Consider the following 19426-nt stretch of genomic DNA (forward strand, 5'->3'; position numbering starts at 1 on the left):
GTTTTGCGATCGAACTCCAAAAAAAAGCCCGCAGTGTGAGCGGGCAAAAAGGTGTCACAGGTTAGTAAAGCGTCAAAGCGCCGCAACGATGGCCCTGCCGACATCCTGGGTCGAGCCCTGTCCGCCCAGGTCGGGGGTGATCGGCCCTTGGGCAATCACTTGTTCAATGGCCTTGAGAATCCCGTCATGGGCGGCGCGATAACGTTCATCACCATTGCCCAGGAAATCGAGCATCAACGCCCCTGACCAGATCATCGCAATCGGGTTGGCGATGTTCTGTCCATAAATATCCGGCGCCGAGCCATGCACCGGTTCGAACAACGACGGGAAGCGCCGCTGCGGATCGAGGTTGGCCGACGGCGCGATGCCGATGGTGCCGGCGCAGGCCGGGCCGAGGTCGGAGAGGATGTCGCCGAACAGGTTTGACGCCACCACCACATCAAAACGGTCCGGCTGCAGAACGAAACGCGCACACAGGATATCGATGTGCTGTTTGTCCCATTGCACATCCGGGTACTGCTCGGCCATCAACGCCGTGCGCTCGTCCCAATACGGCATGCTGATGGAGATCCCGTTGGACTTGGTCGCCGCGGTCAAGCGCTTGCGCGGTCGGGTCTGGGCCAGATCGAAGGCGAACTTGAGAATCCGATCGACGCCGCGCCGGGTGAACACCGACTCCTGGAGCACGAACTCATGCTCGGTGCCTTCAAACATCTTGCCGCCCACGGAGGAGTATTCGCCTTCGGTGTTCTCACGGATCACCACGAAATCGATATCCCCCGCTTCTCGCCCGGCCAAGGGGCACGGCACGCCCGGGAACAGTCGCACCGGGCGAATGTTCACGTACTGGTCGAAGTCGCGGCGGAACTTGAGCAGCGAGCCCCACAGGGAAATGTGATCCGGCACTTTGTCCGGCCAGCCCACGGCGCCGAAGTAGATCGCATCGAAGCCCTTGAGTTGCTCGAACCAGTCAGCGGGCATCATCTGCCCATGTTCCAGGTAGTAGTCGCAGTGGGCCCAATCGAGCACTTCGATGCTCAACGACAACTGCCATTTTTTCGCGGCCTGCTCCAGTACCCGAAGCCCTTCAGGCAGGACTTCCTTGCCGATACCATCGCCGGCGATGGCAGCGATTCGAAATGGTTTGCTCATCATTCGTGGCTCCCTGGTAGGTGTTCAAACAATGGACGCATCACAGCCCACCGATGTGGAAGGCCTTGATTTCAAGGTATTCATCCAGGCCGTATTTGCTGCCTTCACGGCCCAGGCCCGACTGTTTGACACCACCGAAGGGCGCGACTTCCATGGAAATGAGTCCTGTGTTAAGACCGATCATGCCGAACTCCAGTCCCTCGCCGAACCGCCATGAGCGGCGCAGATCCTGGGTAAAGAAATAAGCCCCCAAGCCATACGGTGTGGCGTTAGCCAGCGCCAGCGCCTCTTCCTCGGTGGAAAAACGCATCAGCGGCGCAACCGGGCCAAACGTTTCCTCACTGGCCAGCAACATGCCAGCGTGGGCCTCGCCAAGCACCGTGGGCTGGACGAACTGGCTGTCACCCTCGGGAATGCCGCCACAGAGCAGACGCGCGCCCTGACTCAACGCATCATCGATATGCCGAGCGACTTTGCTCACCGCCGCCATGTTGATCAGCGGACCGATCATCACGTCGGCCTCCAGGCCATTGCCGACCTTGAGCTTGCCCACTTCTTGCACCAGGCGCTCGGCGAAGCGCTGGTAAATACCGTCCTGCACCAGGATGCGGTTGGCGCAGACGCAGGTCTGGCCAGCGTTGCGAAACTTGCTGAGCATGATCCCGGCCACGGCCTGCTCCAGGTCCGCGTCGTCAAACACAATGAACGGCGCGTTGCCGCCCAGCTCCAGGCTCAGGCGCTTGATGTGTTCGGCGCTCTGGCGCATCAGCAGGCGACCGACCGCCGTGGACCCGGTGAAGGAAATCTTGCGCACCGTCGGGTTGCCGGTCAGTTCTTCGCCGATGCCCGCCGGCATGCCGGTCACCACGTTGAACACTCCCGCCGGAATCCCGACCCGCTCGGCCAGCACCGCCAGGGCCAGGGCCGACAAAGGTGTCAGGTCCGACGGTTTGACGATCACCGGGCACCCCGCCGCCAAGGCTGGCGCGCATTTGCGGGTGATCATCGCGTTGGGGAAATTCCACGGAGTGATCGCCGCGCAGACACCCACTGGCTGCTTGAGGGTGAGCAGACGACGGTCGCCGCTGGGGGCCGGGATGGTTTCGCCATAAACCCGGCGAGCCTCTTCGGCAAACCATTTGGCGAAGCCGGCGCCGTAGCGAATTTCGCCTTTGGCTTCGTTCAGCGGCTTGCCCTGTTCAAACGTCATGATCAGCGCCAGATCGTCCAGGTTGTCGATCATGGCCTGATACCAACGCTCCAGCAGCACCGCGCGTTCCGCCGCCGGGCGCGCACGCCAGGCCGGCCAGGCACGCTCGGCGGCGTCGATGGCACGCCGGGTTTCCACCCCCTGCATGGCCGGCACCCGAGCGAGCACTTTGCCCGTGGCCGGGTTGATGACGTCGAGCGTGGCGGCGTCATCGGCACCGATCCACTGCCCGTCGACGTAGGCGAATTCTGCTAAAAGGCTGGGGTCTTTCAATTGATTCTTGAGCATGATCGCGTCCTGTTCCGAGGTATTTCCAGTCTAGGGAGATGCCGCGGATGAGGATGCTGAAAGCGGGTTTTGGGCAGTGTTGGATGCTGAAGTTTCGAGGTGGGACGGCAGGCTCTACCGAAGCCCCAGGCTAAACACCGAAACCTGTGGGAGCAAAGCTTGCTCGCGATTGCGGTGGATCAGACACTGATCAAGACCATGTCATCGTTCATCGCGAGCAAGCTGTGCTCCCACACGAGTACTCCCACATTTTGTTCTGTGTATGGCTTAGATTTTCAAGGAGCCCAGCAACCCTTCCAGAAACCGCTCCCCCGCTTCCATCTGGCTGATTTCAATGAACTCGTCGGGCTTGTGCGCCTGCTCGATGGAGCCCGGGCCGCAGACCACCACCGGCACATCCAGGCGCTGCTTGAACAGCCCTCCCTCGGTGCCGAAGGAAACCTTGGCGGTGCCGGTGTCCGCTGCGGCGAAGTTCTTCAGAAAGCGCACCGCCTCAACGCTCGGATGAGTATCCAGCCCCGGATAGACGTTCAGGGTTTCGATCTCGATGTCCGCCACGCTGGAGAGTTTCCTGGCCTCGCGCACGATCACTTCGGCGTGCTCGCGCAGTTGCTCGAGGAACTGATCCAGATCGTCGGCCGGCAGGTTGCGCACTTCGAAATCCAGGGTGCACAGGTTTGGCACGATGTTCAGCGCCTTGCCACCGACAATCTGCCCGACGTGCACGGTGCTGTAGGGCACGTCGTAATCGGCGTCCCGGGCGCCCTGCTCTTGCAGCTGCTGCTGGCTCTGGCGCAACGCGGCGATGAAATCGCAGGCCACATGAATCGCATTGACCGAACGCGGCGCCAGGGACGAGTGCGCCTCCAGGCCACGGCAGTAAGTGCGATAAGAGCCTTTGCCCTTGTGCCCGAGCACGAACTGCATGTTGGTCGGCTCGCCGATCACGCACAAAAACGGCCGCACCGGTGCCAGGTGCAGCACGTCAAGCAAGCGGCGTACACCCACGCAACCGATTTCCTCGTCATGGGAGAGCGCCAGTTGCAGCGGTCGGTTCAGGGGATGGTCGGCGGCATCGAGCATGGCATCGATGGCCAAGGCGATGAACCCTTTCATGTCGCAACTGCCACGACCGTACACCCGCCCGTCCCGCACCGTCGCCTGGAACGCCGGAACGGTCCAGGCCTGCCCCGCCGCTGGCACCACGTCGGTATGTCCGGACAGCAGAATCCCCGGCAACTCCCGTGGGCCGATGCTGGCGAAGAGGTTGGCCTTCTTGCCGCTTTCATCCTTGACGATCAGCGACTCGATGCCCTTGCTCAGCAGCAGCTCGCGCACGTACTCGATCAGGGCCATGTTCGACTCTGAAGAGACCGTTTCAAACGCCAGCAGGCGTTCGAAAATAGCTAGCACGCGAGGTTTCATGAGGCTTTGCTCCGTTGCTCGGCAGTGGGGGCGAATCGGCGAATGGAGAACGGTTCGATCGAGGTGCTGGTACTGCCGGTGCTGATCAGCTCGGCCATGACGTCGCCAACCCCTGGCCCGAGCTGAAAGCCGTGGCCGCAGAAACCGAACGCATAATACAAGCCGTCCACGTTGCCGCTGGGGCCCATCACCGGCAGGGAATCGGGCAGATAACCTTCGATGCCGCTCCACACGCGAATGATGTTCAGGTTGCCGACGCCTGGGAGCAAGCGACGCATCTGGTCAAGCTGGTTGAGAATGCTGCGCGGCTCGACATAGGCCCGGCGGTTGAGCATGTCCGGCTTGCTGCGATAGCCGCCACCGATGACGATGTTGCCCCTGGGAATCTGCCGGAAATAGATCACTTCCTCAGGAATTTTGGTGTACACGCCGATCACCGTCGGCAAGGCATAAGGCACCGGTTCGGTGACGGCCATCTGTGGGCCGTTAGTGTCCAGCGGCACCGGCTCACCAAACTGCGCCGAGAGTTTCTGCCCCCAGGCACCCGCCGTAATCAGCAGTTGAGCGGCGCTGAACTGACGGCCATCGGTGGTTGTGACACTGAAATCACCATTGGCCTTCTGCACTTCAGCCACTTCTGTCCGCTCCTCGATGCGTGCGCCGAGTCGCCGCGCCGCCCTGGCAAACGCCGGGGCCGCCAGACGCGGGTTGGCGTGACCGTCGTGCGGCGCATAGGAGCCGCCCTTGACGTCTGGCCCGAGGAACGCAAAACGCTCGTGCAGCTCAGCGCCACGAAAGATCTTCAAGTCCAACTGCTCTGCCTCAGGGGCGTCGGCATAGGCTTGCAGTTCGGCGATCTCCTCTTCGCGATAACACACGCGCATATGCCCGCTGGCGATGAACTCCAGATCGTCGTCGATCAGTTCCGGCAGGCGCTTCCATAGCGCCCAGGAACGATTCGCCAGCTCCAGCTGGCCGAGAAAACGCCCCTGGCGCCGCACGTTGCCGAAGTTCACGCCACTGGCGTACTGACCGATCTGGTCACGCTCCAGCAGGATCACCGACTGGCCCCGCTGACGCAGGAAAAATGCCGCCGCCGAGCCCATCAAACCACCGCCGACGATGACCACATCAGCTTTATTGACCGTCATGGCGTCACCTCCCGAGTGAGCATCGAAAGCGGTTTGACCGGCGCCTGTCCGCGTTGCCGGCCCACTTCCTGAACGTGGACACCGGCGGCTGCGGCAATGACCTCGGCCCCGGCCTGAGAGCAATAACGCCCTTGGCAGCGGCCCATGCCCACCCGACTGAAGGCCTTGGCCCGGTTGACTTCACAGGCGCCCTTTTCACTGACGGTACGGCGCAATTCGCCGGCGCTGATCATCTCGCAGCGGCAGACAATGGCCTCATCCGGCAAGGCTTTGGCTTGCGCGGCGGGCCAGGGAAACGCCTGGGCCAGACCGAGACGAAATTGATCCATGACGTTGAGCGCCTGACGCTGCGCGGCGACCTGCGCGACGTCCACCGGTTGCTGCAAATCGCTCAACAACGCCAGGGCGACCAGGCGCCCGGCATGCTCGGCGGCATCAGCACCACGGATCTTCGACCCATCTCCGGCGGCATAAACACCGCTGACCGAGGTCCGGCCGTCTTCGTCCGTGTCCAGCCACCATTGGCCTGAAGCCTCGTCAAAACGCAGAGCACAACCGACCAGGTCGGCCAGCTGGGTTTCCGGGCGCAGGTGATAACCCAGCGCCACCGCGTCGCAATCCACGGTCAAGGTTTCACCGGCCGCCGTGCGTACCCGCACGCCACTGACGCCGGAAGTCGCCTCACCCAACACTTGCAACGGAGAGACACCCAGGTGCACCGGGATTTTCGCCCGATACAATTGAGCCAACAGCTTCATGCCGGTAAACAGCAATCCGGGGCGCGCCATGAGTTTGGGCAAGGCTTTGATGCGCAGGCCCAGCGGCGCGGTGTCCAGCACCGCCGCCACGTTGGCACCGGCCTTGAGGTATTGGCTGGCAACCAGATACAGCAGCGGCCCGCTGCCCATGAACACCACGCGGTGGCCGATGGACACCGCCTGGGCCTTCAAGGCTATCTGCGCTCCACCGAGGCTGTAGGTGCCGCCCAACTGCCAGCCCTCGATCGGCATCAAGCGGTCAGTGGCGCCGGTGCAAAGAATCAATGCATCGTAATCCACCGTCGAATGCAGGCCCTGGCTGACGCAGCACAGTTGCCCGGGCGTGAGGTTCCACACCAGCGTGTCCGGACGATAGTCAATCTGTGGGCGCAAACGGTCGAAGCTTTCGTGCAAGTCCCGGGCTTTGTCCGCCTCGGTGCCGTAAAGCGTGGCGTAGTTACGAGTGAAGCCTTCAGGCTGGCGCCGGTAGATCTGTCCGCCGTCACGACGGTTTTCGTCGATCAGGACCGGCTTGAAGCCCGCCGCGACCAGGGTTTGGGCGCAACGGATGCCGGCAGGCCCGGCGCCGACAATGACGACTCGATGATTGCTCAGCCGCGCAGTGGCCATATCGCCTCCGGTTGCTTGGTGATGATGTCCAGCCCTTCGCGCACTTCATTGGAACAGGCACGCAGCCGTTCACCGCTGCGGGTCCAGACCCAGCAATCCTGGCAGGCGCCCATCAGGCAGAAACCGGCCCGGCTGCCAGGATCGAACTCCGACTGGCGCAACGCCGGGCCCCGAGTCAGCAATGCGACCATGAGTGTGTCCCCCTGCAAGGCTTCGATGGGTTCGCCATCGACTTTCAAATGGACGATGGGCCGGCCCTGCTCGGCCAACCTCACGAAACGAGCGTTCATGCGTAGGCTCCCATGATCATGCTGTTGGCATCCTGTTGGCTCTTGAGCAGCTCGGCGCTGTCGTGATGGCAGAGGACTTCACTGCCGCCGTCGATGATTCGCCGGGGTGGCGCGGTGTGGTTGCACAGGCCATCGACCCGCACCGGGCAGCGATTGAGGAACGTGCAGAGCCCCGGCTCAGTGGCCTTTGCTCCCAAAGCGGGCAGCGTGCCGCAGGTGGTGGTGCCACAGTTTTCCAGCCAGCCCTGGCGCAATTCCGGCACCGAATGGATCAGCAGGTCGGTGTAAGGATGAAAGGGTGGCTGGGCGAACGATTGCCGGGTGCCCTCTTGAACCTTGTGGCCGCTGTACATCACCACAATGTCGTCGCACAGCGCCCGCACCGTGGAGATGTCGTGACTGATGAACAAGTACGAAACCCCCAATTGCTGGCGCAGGTCGCGCAGCAGCTCGAGGATGGCCGCGCCGACCACCGTATCGAGTGCCGAGGTCACTTCATCGCACAGGATCAGATCCGGCTTGGCCGCCAGCGCCCGAGCCAAATTGACCCGCTGTTTTTGCCCGCCTGAGAGTTCGCTCGGGCGGCGTTCGGCCAGGTCCCGAGGCAGACGCACCAGGTCCAGCAACTCGCCGATACGTTCACGTAGCGCCGCGCCCTTGAGGCCGAAATACATCTTCAGTGGCCGGCTCAGAATGTTGCTGACGCTGTGCATCGGGTTGAGCGCGGTGTCGGCGTTCTGGAAGACCATCTGGATGCGCCGGAATTGCTCGTCAGTGCGCTCGGACAGGCTGCCGCCCAAGGGTTGACCGTCAAACGTCAACCCGCCGAGGGCCGGGGTCAACAGCCCCGCCACCACCCGGGCCAGGGTTGATTTGCCCGACCCCGATTCGCCGATCACACCGATGGCCTGGCCCCGGCGCACGGTCAGGTCGATGTCTTCCAGCACCCGGATCGACGGCATGCCCTGTTGATTCTTGTTGCCGTAGCCAGCGGTCAAGCCCTGGATAGTCAGCAGCGGCGCATCGCCGGCCACGCCGCAGGGCGGACGGATCGTCGTATCCGGCCGCGCCGCCGCCAGCAGGCTGCGGGTGTAGGCGTGTGCCGGGCCTTTGAGCAGTGGCGCAGTGGCGCTGTGCTCGAAGATCTGCCCGCCGTTGAGCACCACGATCTGATCGGCCATCTGCGCGACGACCGCCAGGTCGTGAGACACATAGACCGCCGTCGCGCCCCGCTCGCGCACAACGCGCTTGAAAGCGCGCAACACGTCGATTTGGGTGGTCACGTCCAGGGCTGTAGTCGGTTCATCGAGCACCACCAGCAGCGGATCGCTGATCAGCGCCATGGCCGCCATCACCCGTTGCAGTTGCCCGCCGGAGACTTGATGGGGATAGCGTTGGCCGATGCGCTCGGGATCGGGCAGCGCCAGGTCGCGGAACAGTTCGATGGCCTTGGCTTCCAGTACGGGCCGGCTGCCCAGGCCATGAATCAACGCCCCTTCCACCACCTGGTCGATGAGTTTTTTCGCCGGGTTGAACGCCGCGGCGGCGCTTTGGGCGATATAGGACACACGATTGCCGCGCAGACTTTGCAGCTCGCCTTCGCTCAACGCCAGCATGTCATGTTCGCCAATCTGCACCACGCCACCGGCCAGGCGACAGCCGCGCCGGGCATAGCCGAGCAACGCCAGGGCTATGGTGGTCTTGCCGGAACCGGACTCGCCGATCAGCGCCAGCACCTCACCTTTCTCCAGGGAGAAGCTCACGCTCTTGACGATCTCCACCTCACTGCGCTCGCCGCAAGCGACTACCCGCAGGTTTTCGACTCGGATCAATTCGCTCATTTCAATGCCCCCCCGTACGTCGACTACGTCGCGAAGACAGGCGGTCGATAAACAGATTGACGCCAATGGTCAGGGTGCCGATGGCCAGGGCCGGAATCACGATGGCCGGCGCTCCCTGATTGAGCCCGCCAATGTTTTCGCGCACCAGCGAGCCCAGGTCAGCATCCGGTGGTTGCACACCCAGGCCGAGGAAGCTCATGCCGCTGAGCAGCAGCACGATGAAGCCGAAACGCAAGCCCAAGTCAGCCAGCACCGGGTTGAGCATGTTGGGCAGGATCTCCACGCAAGCGATGTACAGTCGACGTTCGCCACGGGTGCGGGCCACTTGCACGTACTCCAGCGCCTCGATGTTCACCGCCATGCTGCGGGCAATACGGAACGCGCCCGGCGAGTAGCTCAGCACCGCCGTACACACCAGTAAAGTCACCGACGAGCCAAATGCCGAGACCATGATCAACGCCAGCATCTTGCTCGGGATCGAAATAAAGGCGTCCATCAGGCGACTGATCAGCTCATCCAGCCACTTGGGTGATACCACCGACAGCAGTGCGCAACTGGTCCCCAGCCCACTGGCCAGGACCGCAGCCACCAGCGCAAGGCCCACGGTGAACTGTGCGCCGACCAGCACCCGACTGAGCATGTCGCGGCCCAGGTAATCGGTGCCTAACGGATAAGCGACGCTGAGGCTGTCGAAAACATTGTCAGAGACCACTTCCCCCACCGGGTGCGGTGCCAGCCACGGACCGAAGATCGCCACCAGCAACCAGAAGACACACATCGCGGCGCCCACCAGTCCCAGCCAGGACGTGGCGTGAGCGTCTTTGCCCAACGCCAGAGCGACCGCCGCGGTCGGGGATTTCCCAATGAGATTGTTCATTGATTTCTCAGCCTCGGGTTGGAAAGGATCGCGCACAGATCAGCAATCAACACCAATGTCAGGTACGCGGTACAAAACAACATGGTGCAGGCCTGGACCAACGCCATATCACGGTTGGTCACGGCATCGACCATCAGGCTGGCAATGCCGGGATAGTTGAAAATTGTCTCGACGATCACCACCCCGCCCAGCAGGTAGGACAGACTCAAGGCGATGGCATTGGCGATAGGCCCGATGGCGTTGGGCAACGCATGACGCAGTACCACCCGCACCGGGCTCACACCTTTGAGACGGGCCATCTCCACGTAGGGGCTGTCGAGTTGATCGATCACCGCCGCCCGGGTCATGCGCGCCATTTGCGCGATGATCACGCAACACAGGGTCATGACCGGCAAGGCGTAGGTGCGCATGAATTGCCACGGTGAGGTGATCTCGCTGGAATAGGACAACGCCGAGAGCCAACCCAGGTTCACCGCGAAAATCAACACTGCCAGGGTGGCGACCAGAAACTCCGGTACCGCCACCATCATCAAGGTAAAAAAGCTGATGAAGCTGTCGACGCGACCACCACGCCCCATCGCCGAACCAATGCCCAGGGTCAGTGCCACTGGCACCGATACCAGCGCTGTGGCGGCCGCGAGCATCAGGGTGTTGGGCACCCGTCCGGCCATCAGTTCCGTGACCGGCACGGCGTTGGACACCGACACGCCCATATCGCCGCTGAGCAGGCTCGTCAGCCAATGCAGGTAACGCAACACACCCGGCTGATCGAGGCCCATTTTCACCCTCAGGGCCGCCACCTGCTCCGGCGTGGCGAACTGTCCCAGGGCCTGTTGCGCCGCGTCTCCCGGCAACACCGCCGTGATGGCGAACACCACCATCGAGACGATCAACAACGTCACGATCGCGGCGCCCATGCGCCGGCCGATCAACCAAAGTGTGCTGCTATTCATCCGCCTGCCCTCCTGCCCTGTCACCCAGCCAATACCCGGCGTTCATCAGGCGTCCAGCCAGACTTGCTCGGAGAACATGTAGCCCATGAAACCGCCCAGCGGGTTGGTGCCATAGCCTTTGACGCGCTGATCGACACCGTCGATGTTGCTGATAAACACCGGGATGCCGATGCCGCAGTGGTCATGCACCAGGGTCTGCATGTCGGCGTACATCTTGCCGCGCTTGACCTCATCAGTTTCGCCGCGGGCCTGGACCAATAGCTGATCGAACTGCGGGTTCTTCCAGGCGGATTCATTCCACGGCGCCGTGGACTGGAAGAACTGCGAGAACAGCATGTCGGCGTTGGGCCGCGGGTTGATATTGCCGAAGCTGATCGGGTGCTTGGCCCAGTGGTTGGACCAGTAGCCATCGCTCGGCAGGCGGTTGACATTGAGCTTGAGCCCGGCCTCCTTGGCCGATTGCTGCAGCAACACGGCAACGTCCACCGAGCCGGTGGCAGCCGGCGAGCACATCACCGGCATGGTGATACTTTCCATGCCCGCCTTCTTCAGCAGGAAACGCGCTTTTTCCGGGTCATAGGTCCGCTGTGGCAGGTCAGCATTGAAAAACCGTGCGCCGGGCGCGATCGGATGATCGTTGCCGACCCTGGCGTAACCACGGAAGATTGCCGACTTGATCTGTTCACGGTCCAACAGCAACTTCATCGCCTGAGTGAACTCCGGGCTCTGGCCCGGCATCTGGTCCTGACGAATGATCAAGTCAGTGTAGTTACCCGACGGCGAGTCCACGACCCGATGGCCAGCACTGTTCTTGATACGAGTGGTGGAACGCGGGTTGACCTCGTTGACGATCTGCACATCGCCCGATAGCAACGCGTTGATCCGCGATGGCTCGTCGGGAATGCCGATGAATTCGATCTCGTCCAGATACGGCAGGCCGGGTTTCCAGTAATTGGTATTGCGCGCACCGATGGAACGCACTCCCGGCTTGAACTCCTTGACCTTGAACGGACCGGTACCGATGCCCTGGCTGAAATCGCTGGTGCCTTCAGGCACGATCAACAGATGGGAGATGGCCAGGACCGATGGCAGCTCGGCATTCGGGCCGCTCAGACGTATCTGTACTTCATGGCTGCCGATGGCCTTGACCTCGGCGAACTGCGACGCCAGCGGCAAGACCTTGGATCCCGTGATCGGATCCTTGTGTCGCAACAGGGAAAACACCACGTCAGCGGCGGTCAGCCCCTTGCCATTGTGGAAAGTCACTTCCTTGCGCAGGGTAATCACCCAGAGCGTGGCGTCGGTAGTGTCGATGCGCTCGGCCAGTTCGAGTTGTGGCACCATGTGACTGTCGAAGCGCGTCAGGCCGTTGTAGAACATGTAATGACGCACGTAGTCGGTGGACGATGAGCCTTTGGCCGGGTCCAGGGTGTCGGCGGTGGAACTGGAGATGCCGGCGACGCGGATACGCCCGCCCGGCTTGCCTTTGCCCGGGCTTGCCGCTTCTTCGGCGAACAGCTTGCCGGCGGCGCCGAAGAGGCTGCCTGCACCTGCTGCGGCCACACCTGCCAACCCCAGCATCTGCAATGCATTGCGGCGAGACATGCCGCGATTGAGCCCTTCGAAAACACGCAGACTTTCTGTACCGGTGATCAACTGGTCTTCAATGCCATTTTTGTTGTCAGTCATGTCAGTTCTACCTTTCGGAAAATGATAGGGCTCGATTGCGCACGATTAACGCAACGTGGTTGAAACGCCAAACAACGCCATGAAACTCAGTGCAGGTAGTCCTGCAGGCGGTAATACGCGCCTACCAGCGGCAGGAACCAGGGTTTGCCGAAATGCCCGGGAATGGCCGGCCAATCCAGCTCGCGCCAAGGGTTGGCCTCGACCTCGCCGGCCATGACCTGGGCCATGACCTGCCCCATGTGCACCGACATCTGCACGCCGTGGCCGCTGTAGCCCATGGAGTGATACACCCCCCCATGCTGGCCGGCCCGGGGTAAACGGTCGGACGTCATGTCCACCAACCCGCCCCAGCAATAGTCGATCCTGACGTGGGCCAACTGCGGGAACATCTGCACCATCGCCGCTTGCAGCACCTTGCCGCTCTTGGCGTCGGAAACGCTGTCAGACATGGCAAACCGCGCCCGACCACCAAACAACAGCCGGTTGTCCGGCGTCAGGCGAAAGTAGTTACCGATCATGCGGCTGGTGACGTAGGAGCGACGCGCCGGCAGCAAGCTGTCGATCAGCGCCTGGGGCAACACTTCGGTGGCGATGACGAAGCTGCCCACCGGTACGATTCGCCGCCGGTACCAGCCCAATCCACCTTGCTGACAGGTGCCGGTGGCCAGCAGGATCTGCGAGGCCTGCAGCGCGCCTTTGCTGGTGTTGACCTGATAGCCGCCTGTGTTCGCCTTCCAGTCCTTCACCGACACGCCCTGGAACACCAACGCCCCGTGACGGGCCGCCGCCTCGGCCAGGCCGACACCGAAGCGCCCGACATGCATCTGCACGCCGTTGCGCTGCAGCAAGCCACCGTGGAACTGGGCCGAATTGACCTCCGCCCGCACCGCTTGGGCAGACAGCAACTCGACGTCGGCATCGACTTCCTTGCGGATCAATTCACAGGTGCGCGCCAGTCCTTCGTAGTGCAACGCTTTGGCGGCCAGTTTGAGCTTGCCATGGCGAGTGAGATCGCAGGCAATCGCTTCCTGCTCCACCAGCGAAACTACACTCTGTACGGCGCTTTCATAGGCCAGGTAATAAGCCCGCGCTTTATCGGCGCCGAGGCTGGCGGTGAGTGACGCGTAGTCCTGGGCAACGCCGGTGTTGCACTGACCGCCATTGCGCCCCGACGCTTCGCCAATCACCCTGCCAGCTTCCAGCACCGCCACGCTGGCCCCCTTCAAGGCCAGGGCCCGGGCCGCCGCCAGACCAGTGAAACCGCCACCGACAATGGCCACGTCTACCCGCCCGGGCAATCCGCCGAGCTGGGCACCGGTGAAGGCCGGTGCGGTATCGAGCCAATAAGACTCACTGCCCATGTCTAACCCCTTTTCACCTTGAAGAGTGCGCTCAACTCAGAGCCCGACCAGACCGGCCAAACCGCCGATGTCCGGGATTTGGTGGTAGCCATACACAGCGTTCGCCGGCTGCTCATGACCGCGGGCGACGAAGGCTTTGTTCTTGATCTTCATGTCGTGGGCCGACATCAGGTCGTAGCGAAAGCTGGACGAGACATGCAGCACATCCTCCGGCCCGCAGCCGAGGTTATCGAGCATGAATTCGAAGGCCGCCAGGCGCGGCTTGTAGGCCTGGGCCTGCTGGGCGGTAAAGACTTTATGGAAAGGCGCGCCGAGCTTGTCGACGTTGGACATGATCTGTTCGTCCATCGCGTTGGAAAAAATCACCAGGGGAATCTTGTCGGCGATTTTCGACAGACCCGCCGGTACATCGGCGTGGGGGCCCCACGTGGGCACGGCGTCGTAATAGAGCTGGCCTTCGCCCCGATATTCGACACCCCAGCGCTTGCAGACCCGCATCAGGGATGTCTTGATGATTTCATCATAGGGCCGCCACTCGCCCATCACCTGATCCAGACGATAAGCGGAGAAATCCTTGACGAACTGGTCCATCTGCCCGGCATCGACACGATCAGCGAACAGCTCGCGGGTCATGGTGCCCATTTGGAAGTTGGTCAACGTGCCGTAGCAGTCGAAGGTGATGTACTTGGGTCGAAGAAAGCTCATGAGTGCGGTCCTGGATTTGTTGTTGAAGGCAATGCCGAGGCAAACATTGATGCCGTTCGTGAAGCACCGGTACAACGCTGCATCACGTTTTTATTACAACACCATGAGACCGTGGATAAACGGTTAAAAATACCGGCCGCTTGGTACAAACCACCGTTTTGCAGGGCTCGCTCAGCAGACTTTGCGGGATGCTCCAGACACGGGCGTTGCACCCGTGTTTCTGTGGGTTTGCGGACAGTTATGGTGCGTCTGGCGACGCAGTGAAGGCCGCTTTGCGGCAGAATCTACGCCTGCAGCGGGCCGTTCCAGCATCCAGGTTGAACGGGCCGCCGCTATCGCGAGCAGGCTCGCTCCCACAGGGTTTTGATGGGGCAGCCACCTTTGTGTTTGCCACAGATTCATTGCCGGAGTGAGCCTGCTCGCGATGGCGTCAGGCTTTCAACTCAGCCTCAAGAAAACTCACCAACGCCTGCACCCGAGCGCTGCGAACTTTGCGCGACGGCACCAGCAGGTTGATCGGTGCGCTGTCGAATTGCCAATCAGCGAGCACCCGGACCAGGTTGCCCTCGGCGATGGCTCTGCTGACATCCCATTGCGAGCGCAGCACCAGGCCCAGCCCCTCTTCGGCCCAGCGTCGGGCCACGCTGCCGTCGTTGCTCAGCAATGCTGGCTGGATGCGCAGGGTCTTGCGCTCCTGCTCATTGCGCAGATGCCACAGCGTGACGTCCTCATCGTTTTCGCGAATGCAAATACAGCGGTGCTCAGCCAGTTGCTCCGGTGAAGACGGCGTGCCGTGCCGCTCCAGGTAGGCGGGGCTGGCGCACAACCAGCGGGCATTGTGGCTCAGGGGCCGGGCGACCCACTGGCTGTCACTGAGGTTGCCGATGTGAATCACCGCATCACTGTCGTGACGATCGGGCCAGGGCGTTTCCCGTAGATCCAGGTGCAGGCACAACTGTGGATGCAACCTGGCAAAACGCGCCAGCAACGGCGCGATGCGTTGCCGTCCATAGCCGAACGGCGCCGCCAGCCTGAGGGTGCCGGCCAGTTGATTGTCCGGCTGTTTGAACGACTCGGGAAGCGCCTCCAGTTGCTCCAGCAACAGCGCGCTCTGGCGGGAGAAGCGCTCGCCATCGGCGGTGAGGCTCAAGCGCCGGGCATCGCGGTTGGCCAGGGTCAGGCCGAGCAGTGTCTCCAGTTTGCGCAAGCGCATGGACAACGCAGGTGGCGAGACATTGAGGGCCCTGGCCGCTGCGCTCAACGACTCGGAGCGCGCCAGCGTCACGGCCATGCGCAGGTCTTCGATGCTAATCATTCAGTTCAACTTAATGATTGATGACGCAGCATTGAACCACGACTTCACGATCACTGAGTAGAGTCGCCCTGTCCCTATCCATCGAGTGCTGCTCATGACCGCCTCAACTCCCCTCCTTGATACCCCTGTCGCGCTCATCGATGTACCGCGCATGCAGCGCAACATCCAGCGCATGCAGCAACGCATGGACACCTTGGGTGTGCGTTTAAGGCCCCACATCAAGACCAGTAAATGCCTGCCCGTGATTCAGGCGCAGATCGCCGCGGGCGCCAACGGTGTCACCGTGTCTACCTTGAAGGAGGCGCAACATTGTTTCGCAGCCGGCATCCAGGACATTTTCTACGCCGTGGCCATGGCGCCCGGCAAACTGGCCCAAGCCCTGACGCTCAGGCGCCAAGGCTGTCGCTTGAGCATCCTCACGGACAGCCTGACGGCGGCCCAGGCCATCGTCGATTTCGGCCAGCAGCACGATGAGCGGTTCGAGGTCTGGATCGAGATCGATTGCGACGGCCATCGGTCCGGCGTACGGGTCGAGGACGATTCACTCGTGGGCATCGCCCGGCTACTTGATGAAGGCGGCATGCAGCTTTGCGGCGTGATGACCCACGCCGGCTCCAGCTACGAACTCGATACGCCCGACGCGCTGCAAGCCTTGGCCGAACAGGAACGCAACCTCTGCGTCCGTGCAGCCCAACGCATTCGCGAGGCCGGGCTGGCCTGCCCTGAGGTGAGCATCGGCTCCACACCCACGGCGCTGTCGGCACAGAACCTGGAAGGCGTCACCGAAGTTCGCGCAGGCGTCTATGTATTCTTCGACCTGGTGATGCACAACGTCGGCGTCTGCCAGGCAGGCGAACTGGCGCTGAGCGTGCTGACCAGCGTCATCGGTCATCAACAGGAAAAAGGCTGGATCATCACCGATGCCGGCTGGATGGCCATGAGTCGTGACCGGGGTACGCAGCGCCAGTCACGGGACTTCGGCTATGGACAAGTGTGTAGCGAAACCGGCGACTGGATCGACGGCGCGCTGCTCACCAGCGCCAATCAGGAGCACGGCATCATCACCCTGACGAACGCCGAGCACGTGGATATCACCGCGCGGTTTCCCATCGGCAGCCGCCTGCGCATCCTGCCCAACCATGCTTGTGCCACTGGCGCACAGTTCCCTCATTACCTCGCCTGTGATGCCACGGGCCAAGTGCACAACTGGAGCCGTCTGCATGGCTGGTGAAATCGGGTTTATCCATACCATTCACGCCGCAGCGCCGGGTGGACATTACGCCCAGGCGCTGTCGTACCAGGGCGTCCTGTATGTATCCGGGCAATTGCCGGTACGCGCCGATGGCAGCCACAGCGTCGACCAGCCCTTCGAGGTCCAGGCCGCCATCGCCCTGGAAAACCTGCTGGCGATTCTCGACGCCGCTGGCCGGGGACCGAGGGATCTGGTGAAGGTGACGGTCTATGTCGCCGGCATCGAACACTGGCCGGCCTTCGACCGAATCTATGCCCGCTATCTGGGCGAGCACCGCCCCGCACGCGCCGTGGTGCCCGTCCCGGCGCTGCATCATGGCTACCTGATTGAAGTCCAAGCGCTGGCGCGCGACGCAAGCCATTCCTAAGGGAAGTGGATGCCCCTGTGGAGCGGGATCGAAAGCCAATGCCTGAATCGGCCAGCGTCGCCAGCACTGGCAAGCTTGTCTGAACCCAAGGGCTACGCCCTGAAACGGATGCCGCTACGTTTTTGCCAAGTTAGCGTGACAGATACAGCAGATTCTCCTTTGCCGAGGTCGAGAACGGCACAATTGATCAGGGCCGCTTTGTTAGTTTATTGAGCAGACACGGCATAGCGACCTGCTGCAGGCCATGCCATAAACGCTTTATGGGAGCCCGTTGAATGACAACCCGATCTTCGCACAGCTACACCCTTGATCCGCACACAACCAGACAGCTTTATATCAATGGTGACTGGTCGTCCCCGGCACATGCGGCCACCTTGCCGGTGATCAACCCGGCCACCGAAGAGGTTGTTGCCCAAGTCGCCCAAGGGTCTTGCGAGGATGTTGATCGGGCGGTCGCGGCGGCGCGGGCGGCCTTCCCCGGCTGGTCCTCAACTGCGCCAGCTTCGCGCGCGCTGGTGATCGGCAGAATCCATGAACTGATCCTTGAACGAAAGGAGGCGCTGGCCCAGGCGCTCTCTCTGGAAATGGGCGCGGCCATCGGTTTTGCCCGGGCGATGCAAGTGCCACTGGCGGCCGAGCACGTGCGCGTGGCCCACGATGTGCTGTCCAGCTATTGTTTCCAGAAGGTCGAAGGCGGCACAGCCATTACCCGCGAACCCATCGGCGTCTGCGGTCTCATTACGCCGTGGAACTGGCCGCTGTATCAGATCACCGCAAAAGTCGCTCCGGCCATTGCAGCGGGCTGCACGGTCGTTCTCAAACCCAGCGAACTGTCGCCCCTGAGCGCCCTGCTCTTCGCGCAACTGGTGCATGACGCGGGCCTTCCTCCCGGCGTCTTCAACCTGGTGAACGGCAGCGGTGGCGAGGTCGGTGCGGCCATGGCGGCGCATCCCGATATCGACATGATCTCCATCACCGGCTCGAACCGCGCAGGCGCGTTGGTGGCCCAGGCGGCCGCCCCGACGGTGAAACGCGTGACCCAGGAGCTGGGCGGCAAATCACCGAACGTGCTGCTGCCAGACGCCGACTTCGACAAAGCCGTGCCACCGGGGGTGATGTCGGCGTTTCGCAATGTCGGCCAGTCATGCAGCGCACCAACCCGCATGATCGTGCCAAGAAACAGGTTAGCGGAGGTCGAAGCCCTGGCTGCCGCCACCGCCAATGCGATCATCGTCGGTGATCCGCAATCGGAAGAAACCATCCTCGGTCCCATCGCCAATCAAGCCCAGTTCAATCGCGTGCAGGCCATGATCGAAGTGGGCCTGAACGAGGGTGCAAAACTGCTGTGTGGTGGGCCAGGCCGCGTGCAGGGTTTTGCAAAAGGCTTCTACACGCGCCCCACTGTGTTCTCCGAGGTGGACAGCGCCATGCGCATCGCCCAGGAAGAAATCTTCGGCCCGGTGCTGTGCATCATCCCCTATGACACGGTGGATGAAGCGGTCGCCATCGCCAACGACACCGTCTATGGGCTAGGCGCTCACGTTCAGGGTCAGGACCTTGAACAGGCGCGCAACGTTGCCTCGCGTATCCGCGCAGGGCAAGTGCTGTTGAACTATCCGGCGTGGAATCCGATGGCGCCGTTCGGTGGCTACAAGCGTTCCGGCAATGGCCGTGAGTATGGTCTCCATGGGTTTGAGGAGTACCTGGAGATCAAGGCGATTGTGGGCTTTGGCTAAGACCCGCTACCGCGCCTACTCCTCGGAGCGCCCCGTACCCTCACGATCATGCGAGTAGTGCCTGGTGAACGGAAACGCCGGCAACCAGGACTCACGGCGCACGGTCCAGCTTTCGTAGGTGGGCATCAGTTGATCCGGGGCATCCAGCGTTTCCAGGTTCACTTCCACCTCGTCGCCGCTACGGGCAAACACCGACGAGCCGCAGCGCGGGCAGAAGAAGCGCCCGGCGTAGTCCCGGGTTTCGCCCTCGATCGTCACGGCATCCTGGGGGAACACGGCGGAGGCGTAGAAGAGCGCCCCGTGATGCTTGCGGCAGTCGAGGCAGTGGCAAAGACCAACCCGGTACGGGCGCCCCGAGGCTTGGATGCGAACGTTGCCGCACAGGCAACCGCCGGTGAATTGGTCCATGGTGCGTCTCCTCTGCAG

General features: G+C 62.3%; 17 protein-coding genes. 3 read left to right on the forward strand and 14 right to left on the reverse strand.

Features of this window, described 5'->3' with window-relative positions; all coding sequences use genetic code 11:
• Window positions 1–72 precede the first annotated feature (72 nt).
• From GSM73_RS13235 to GSM73_RS13295, 13 genes are all read right to left on the reverse strand, one after another.
• Window positions 73–1152, reverse strand: coding sequence for a tartrate dehydrogenase (locus GSM73_RS13235; protein WP_076385398.1), 1080 nt, complete (start codon window positions 1150–1152; stop codon window positions 73–75).
• Window positions 1153–1192: 40 nt separating this feature from the next.
• Window positions 1193–2650 (reverse strand): NAD-dependent succinate-semialdehyde dehydrogenase, encoded by a 1458-nt coding sequence (locus GSM73_RS13240; protein WP_076385400.1) that lies wholly within the window; start codon window positions 2648–2650, stop codon window positions 1193–1195.
• Window positions 2651–2917: 267 nt separating this feature from the next.
• A complete protein-coding gene (gene argE, locus GSM73_RS13245; protein WP_107322318.1) occupies window positions 2918–4075 on the reverse strand; it encodes an acetylornithine deacetylase in 1158 nt (385 codons plus the stop codon).
• Window positions 4072–5226: an FAD-binding oxidoreductase gene (locus GSM73_RS13250; RefSeq protein ID WP_076385404.1), complete on the reverse strand. Its 1155-nt coding sequence runs from the start codon at window positions 5224–5226 to the stop codon at window positions 4072–4074. The genes argE and GSM73_RS13250 overlap by 4 nt, the downstream gene beginning before the upstream one ends.
• Complete coding sequence (locus GSM73_RS13255; protein WP_160892889.1) at window positions 5223–6614, reverse strand: NAD(P)/FAD-dependent oxidoreductase; 1392 nt, start codon at window positions 6612–6614, stop codon at window positions 5223–5225. The genes GSM73_RS13250 and GSM73_RS13255 overlap by 4 nt, the downstream gene beginning before the upstream one ends.
• Window positions 6596–6904 (reverse strand): (2Fe-2S)-binding protein, encoded by a 309-nt coding sequence (locus GSM73_RS13260; protein WP_076385408.1) that lies wholly within the window; start codon window positions 6902–6904, stop codon window positions 6596–6598. Before GSM73_RS13260 ends, GSM73_RS13255 begins: the two co-directional genes overlap by 19 nt.
• The gene (locus GSM73_RS13265; protein ID WP_160892891.1) at window positions 6901–8745 is read right to left on the reverse strand and encodes an ABC transporter ATP-binding protein; all 1845 of its coding nucleotides are present in this window, start codon (window positions 8743–8745) and stop codon (window positions 6901–6903) included. Before GSM73_RS13265 ends, GSM73_RS13260 begins: the two co-directional genes overlap by 4 nt.
• A 1-nt stretch (window position 8746) precedes the next feature.
• Window positions 8747–9622 (reverse strand): ABC transporter permease, encoded by an 876-nt coding sequence (locus tag GSM73_RS13270; protein WP_076385412.1) that lies wholly within the window; start codon window positions 9620–9622, stop codon window positions 8747–8749.
• Window positions 9619–10575 (reverse strand): ABC transporter permease, encoded by a 957-nt coding sequence (locus GSM73_RS13275; protein ID WP_076385414.1) that lies wholly within the window; start codon window positions 10573–10575, stop codon window positions 9619–9621. Before GSM73_RS13275 ends, GSM73_RS13270 begins: the two co-directional genes overlap by 4 nt.
• Before the next feature lie 45 nt (window positions 10576–10620).
• Window positions 10621–12264, reverse strand: a complete 1644-nt coding sequence (locus GSM73_RS13280) for an ABC transporter substrate-binding protein (RefSeq protein WP_107322316.1) — start codon at window positions 12262–12264, stop codon at window positions 10621–10623.
• An 86-nt stretch (window positions 12265–12350) separates the two neighbouring features.
• Window positions 12351–13625, reverse strand: coding sequence for an FAD-binding oxidoreductase (locus GSM73_RS13285; RefSeq protein ID WP_076385417.1), 1275 nt, complete (start codon window positions 13623–13625; stop codon window positions 12351–12353).
• A gap of 36 nt (window positions 13626–13661) precedes the next feature.
• Window positions 13662–14330, reverse strand: a complete 669-nt coding sequence (locus GSM73_RS13290) for a haloacid dehalogenase type II (RefSeq protein WP_076385419.1) — start codon at window positions 14328–14330, stop codon at window positions 13662–13664.
• Window positions 14331–14760: 430 nt separating this feature from the next.
• Window positions 14761–15645, reverse strand: coding sequence for a LysR family transcriptional regulator (locus GSM73_RS13295; protein ID WP_160892893.1), 885 nt, complete (start codon window positions 15643–15645; stop codon window positions 14761–14763).
• Window positions 15646–15739: 94 nt separating this feature from the next.
• On the opposite strand from GSM73_RS13295, the gene GSM73_RS13300 reads away from it, so the two are divergent.
• From GSM73_RS13300 to GSM73_RS13310, 3 genes are all read left to right on the forward strand, one after another.
• Complete coding sequence (locus GSM73_RS13300; RefSeq protein ID WP_160892895.1) at window positions 15740–16876, forward strand: DSD1 family PLP-dependent enzyme; 1137 nt, start codon at window positions 15740–15742, stop codon at window positions 16874–16876.
• Window positions 16866–17264: a RidA family protein gene (locus tag GSM73_RS13305; RefSeq protein WP_160892897.1), complete on the forward strand. Its 399-nt coding sequence runs from the start codon at window positions 16866–16868 to the stop codon at window positions 17262–17264. The genes GSM73_RS13300 and GSM73_RS13305 overlap by 11 nt, the downstream gene beginning before the upstream one ends.
• Before the next feature lie 275 nt (window positions 17265–17539).
• Window positions 17540–19000 (forward strand): aldehyde dehydrogenase family protein, encoded by a 1461-nt coding sequence (locus GSM73_RS13310; RefSeq protein WP_160892899.1) that lies wholly within the window; start codon window positions 17540–17542, stop codon window positions 18998–19000.
• A 15-nt stretch (window positions 19001–19015) separates the two neighbouring features.
• Here the strand turns inward: GSM73_RS13310 and GSM73_RS13315 are convergent, their stop codons facing one another.
• Complete coding sequence (locus tag GSM73_RS13315; RefSeq protein ID WP_160892901.1) at window positions 19016–19408, reverse strand: GFA family protein; 393 nt, start codon at window positions 19406–19408, stop codon at window positions 19016–19018.
• Window positions 19409–19426: the final 18 nt, after the last annotated feature.

The organism is Pseudomonas sp. PICF6, assembly GCF_009831705.1.
Classification (GTDB): domain Bacteria; phylum Pseudomonadota; class Gammaproteobacteria; order Pseudomonadales; family Pseudomonadaceae; genus Aquipseudomonas; species Aquipseudomonas rhizophila.

Excerpts from the sequence above, each read along its gene's own strand:
- GSM73_RS13275 (WP_076385414.1), bottom strand. The coding sequence starts at position 10,575 with ATGAATAGCAGCACACTTTGGTTGATCGGCCGGCGCATGGGCGCCGCG.
- argE (WP_107322318.1), bottom strand. The coding sequence starts at position 4,075 with ATGAAACCTCGCGTGCTAGCTATTTTCGAACGCCTGCTGGCGTTTGAA.
- GSM73_RS13315 (WP_160892901.1), bottom strand. The coding sequence starts at position 19,408 with ATGGACCAATTCACCGGCGGTTGCCTGTGCGGCAACGTTCGCATCCAA.
- GSM73_RS13265 (WP_160892891.1), bottom strand. The coding sequence starts at position 8,745 with ATGAGCGAATTGATCCGAGTCGAAAACCTGCGGGTAGTCGCTTGCGGC.
- GSM73_RS13290 (WP_076385419.1), bottom strand. The coding sequence starts at position 14,330 with ATGAGCTTTCTTCGACCCAAGTACATCACCTTCGACTGCTACGGCACG.
- GSM73_RS13250 (WP_076385404.1), bottom strand. The coding sequence starts at position 5,226 with ATGACGGTCAATAAAGCTGATGTGGTCATCGTCGGCGGTGGTTTGATG.
- GSM73_RS13280 (WP_107322316.1), bottom strand. The coding sequence starts at position 12,264 with ATGACTGACAACAAAAATGGCATTGAAGACCAGTTGATCACCGGTACA.
- GSM73_RS13305 (WP_160892897.1), top strand. The coding sequence starts at position 16,866 with ATGGCTGGTGAAATCGGGTTTATCCATACCATTCACGCCGCAGCGCCG.
- GSM73_RS13310 (WP_160892899.1), top strand. The coding sequence starts at position 17,540 with ATGACAACCCGATCTTCGCACAGCTACACCCTTGATCCGCACACAACC.
- GSM73_RS13255 (WP_160892889.1), bottom strand. The coding sequence starts at position 6,614 with ATGGCCACTGCGCGGCTGAGCAATCATCGAGTCGTCATTGTCGGCGCC.
- GSM73_RS13235 (WP_076385398.1), bottom strand. The coding sequence starts at position 1,152 with ATGAGCAAACCATTTCGAATCGCTGCCATCGCCGGCGATGGTATCGGC.
- GSM73_RS13300 (WP_160892895.1), top strand. The coding sequence starts at position 15,740 with ATGACCGCCTCAACTCCCCTCCTTGATACCCCTGTCGCGCTCATCGAT.
- GSM73_RS13260 (WP_076385408.1), bottom strand. The coding sequence starts at position 6,904 with ATGAACGCTCGTTTCGTGAGGTTGGCCGAGCAGGGCCGGCCCATCGTC.
- GSM73_RS13240 (WP_076385400.1), bottom strand. The coding sequence starts at position 2,650 with ATGCTCAAGAATCAATTGAAAGACCCCAGCCTTTTAGCAGAATTCGCC.
- GSM73_RS13270 (WP_076385412.1), bottom strand. The coding sequence starts at position 9,622 with ATGAACAATCTCATTGGGAAATCCCCGACCGCGGCGGTCGCTCTGGCG.
- GSM73_RS13295 (WP_160892893.1), bottom strand. The coding sequence starts at position 15,645 with ATGATTAGCATCGAAGACCTGCGCATGGCCGTGACGCTGGCGCGCTCC.
- GSM73_RS13285 (WP_076385417.1), bottom strand. The coding sequence starts at position 13,625 with ATGGGCAGTGAGTCTTATTGGCTCGATACCGCACCGGCCTTCACCGGT.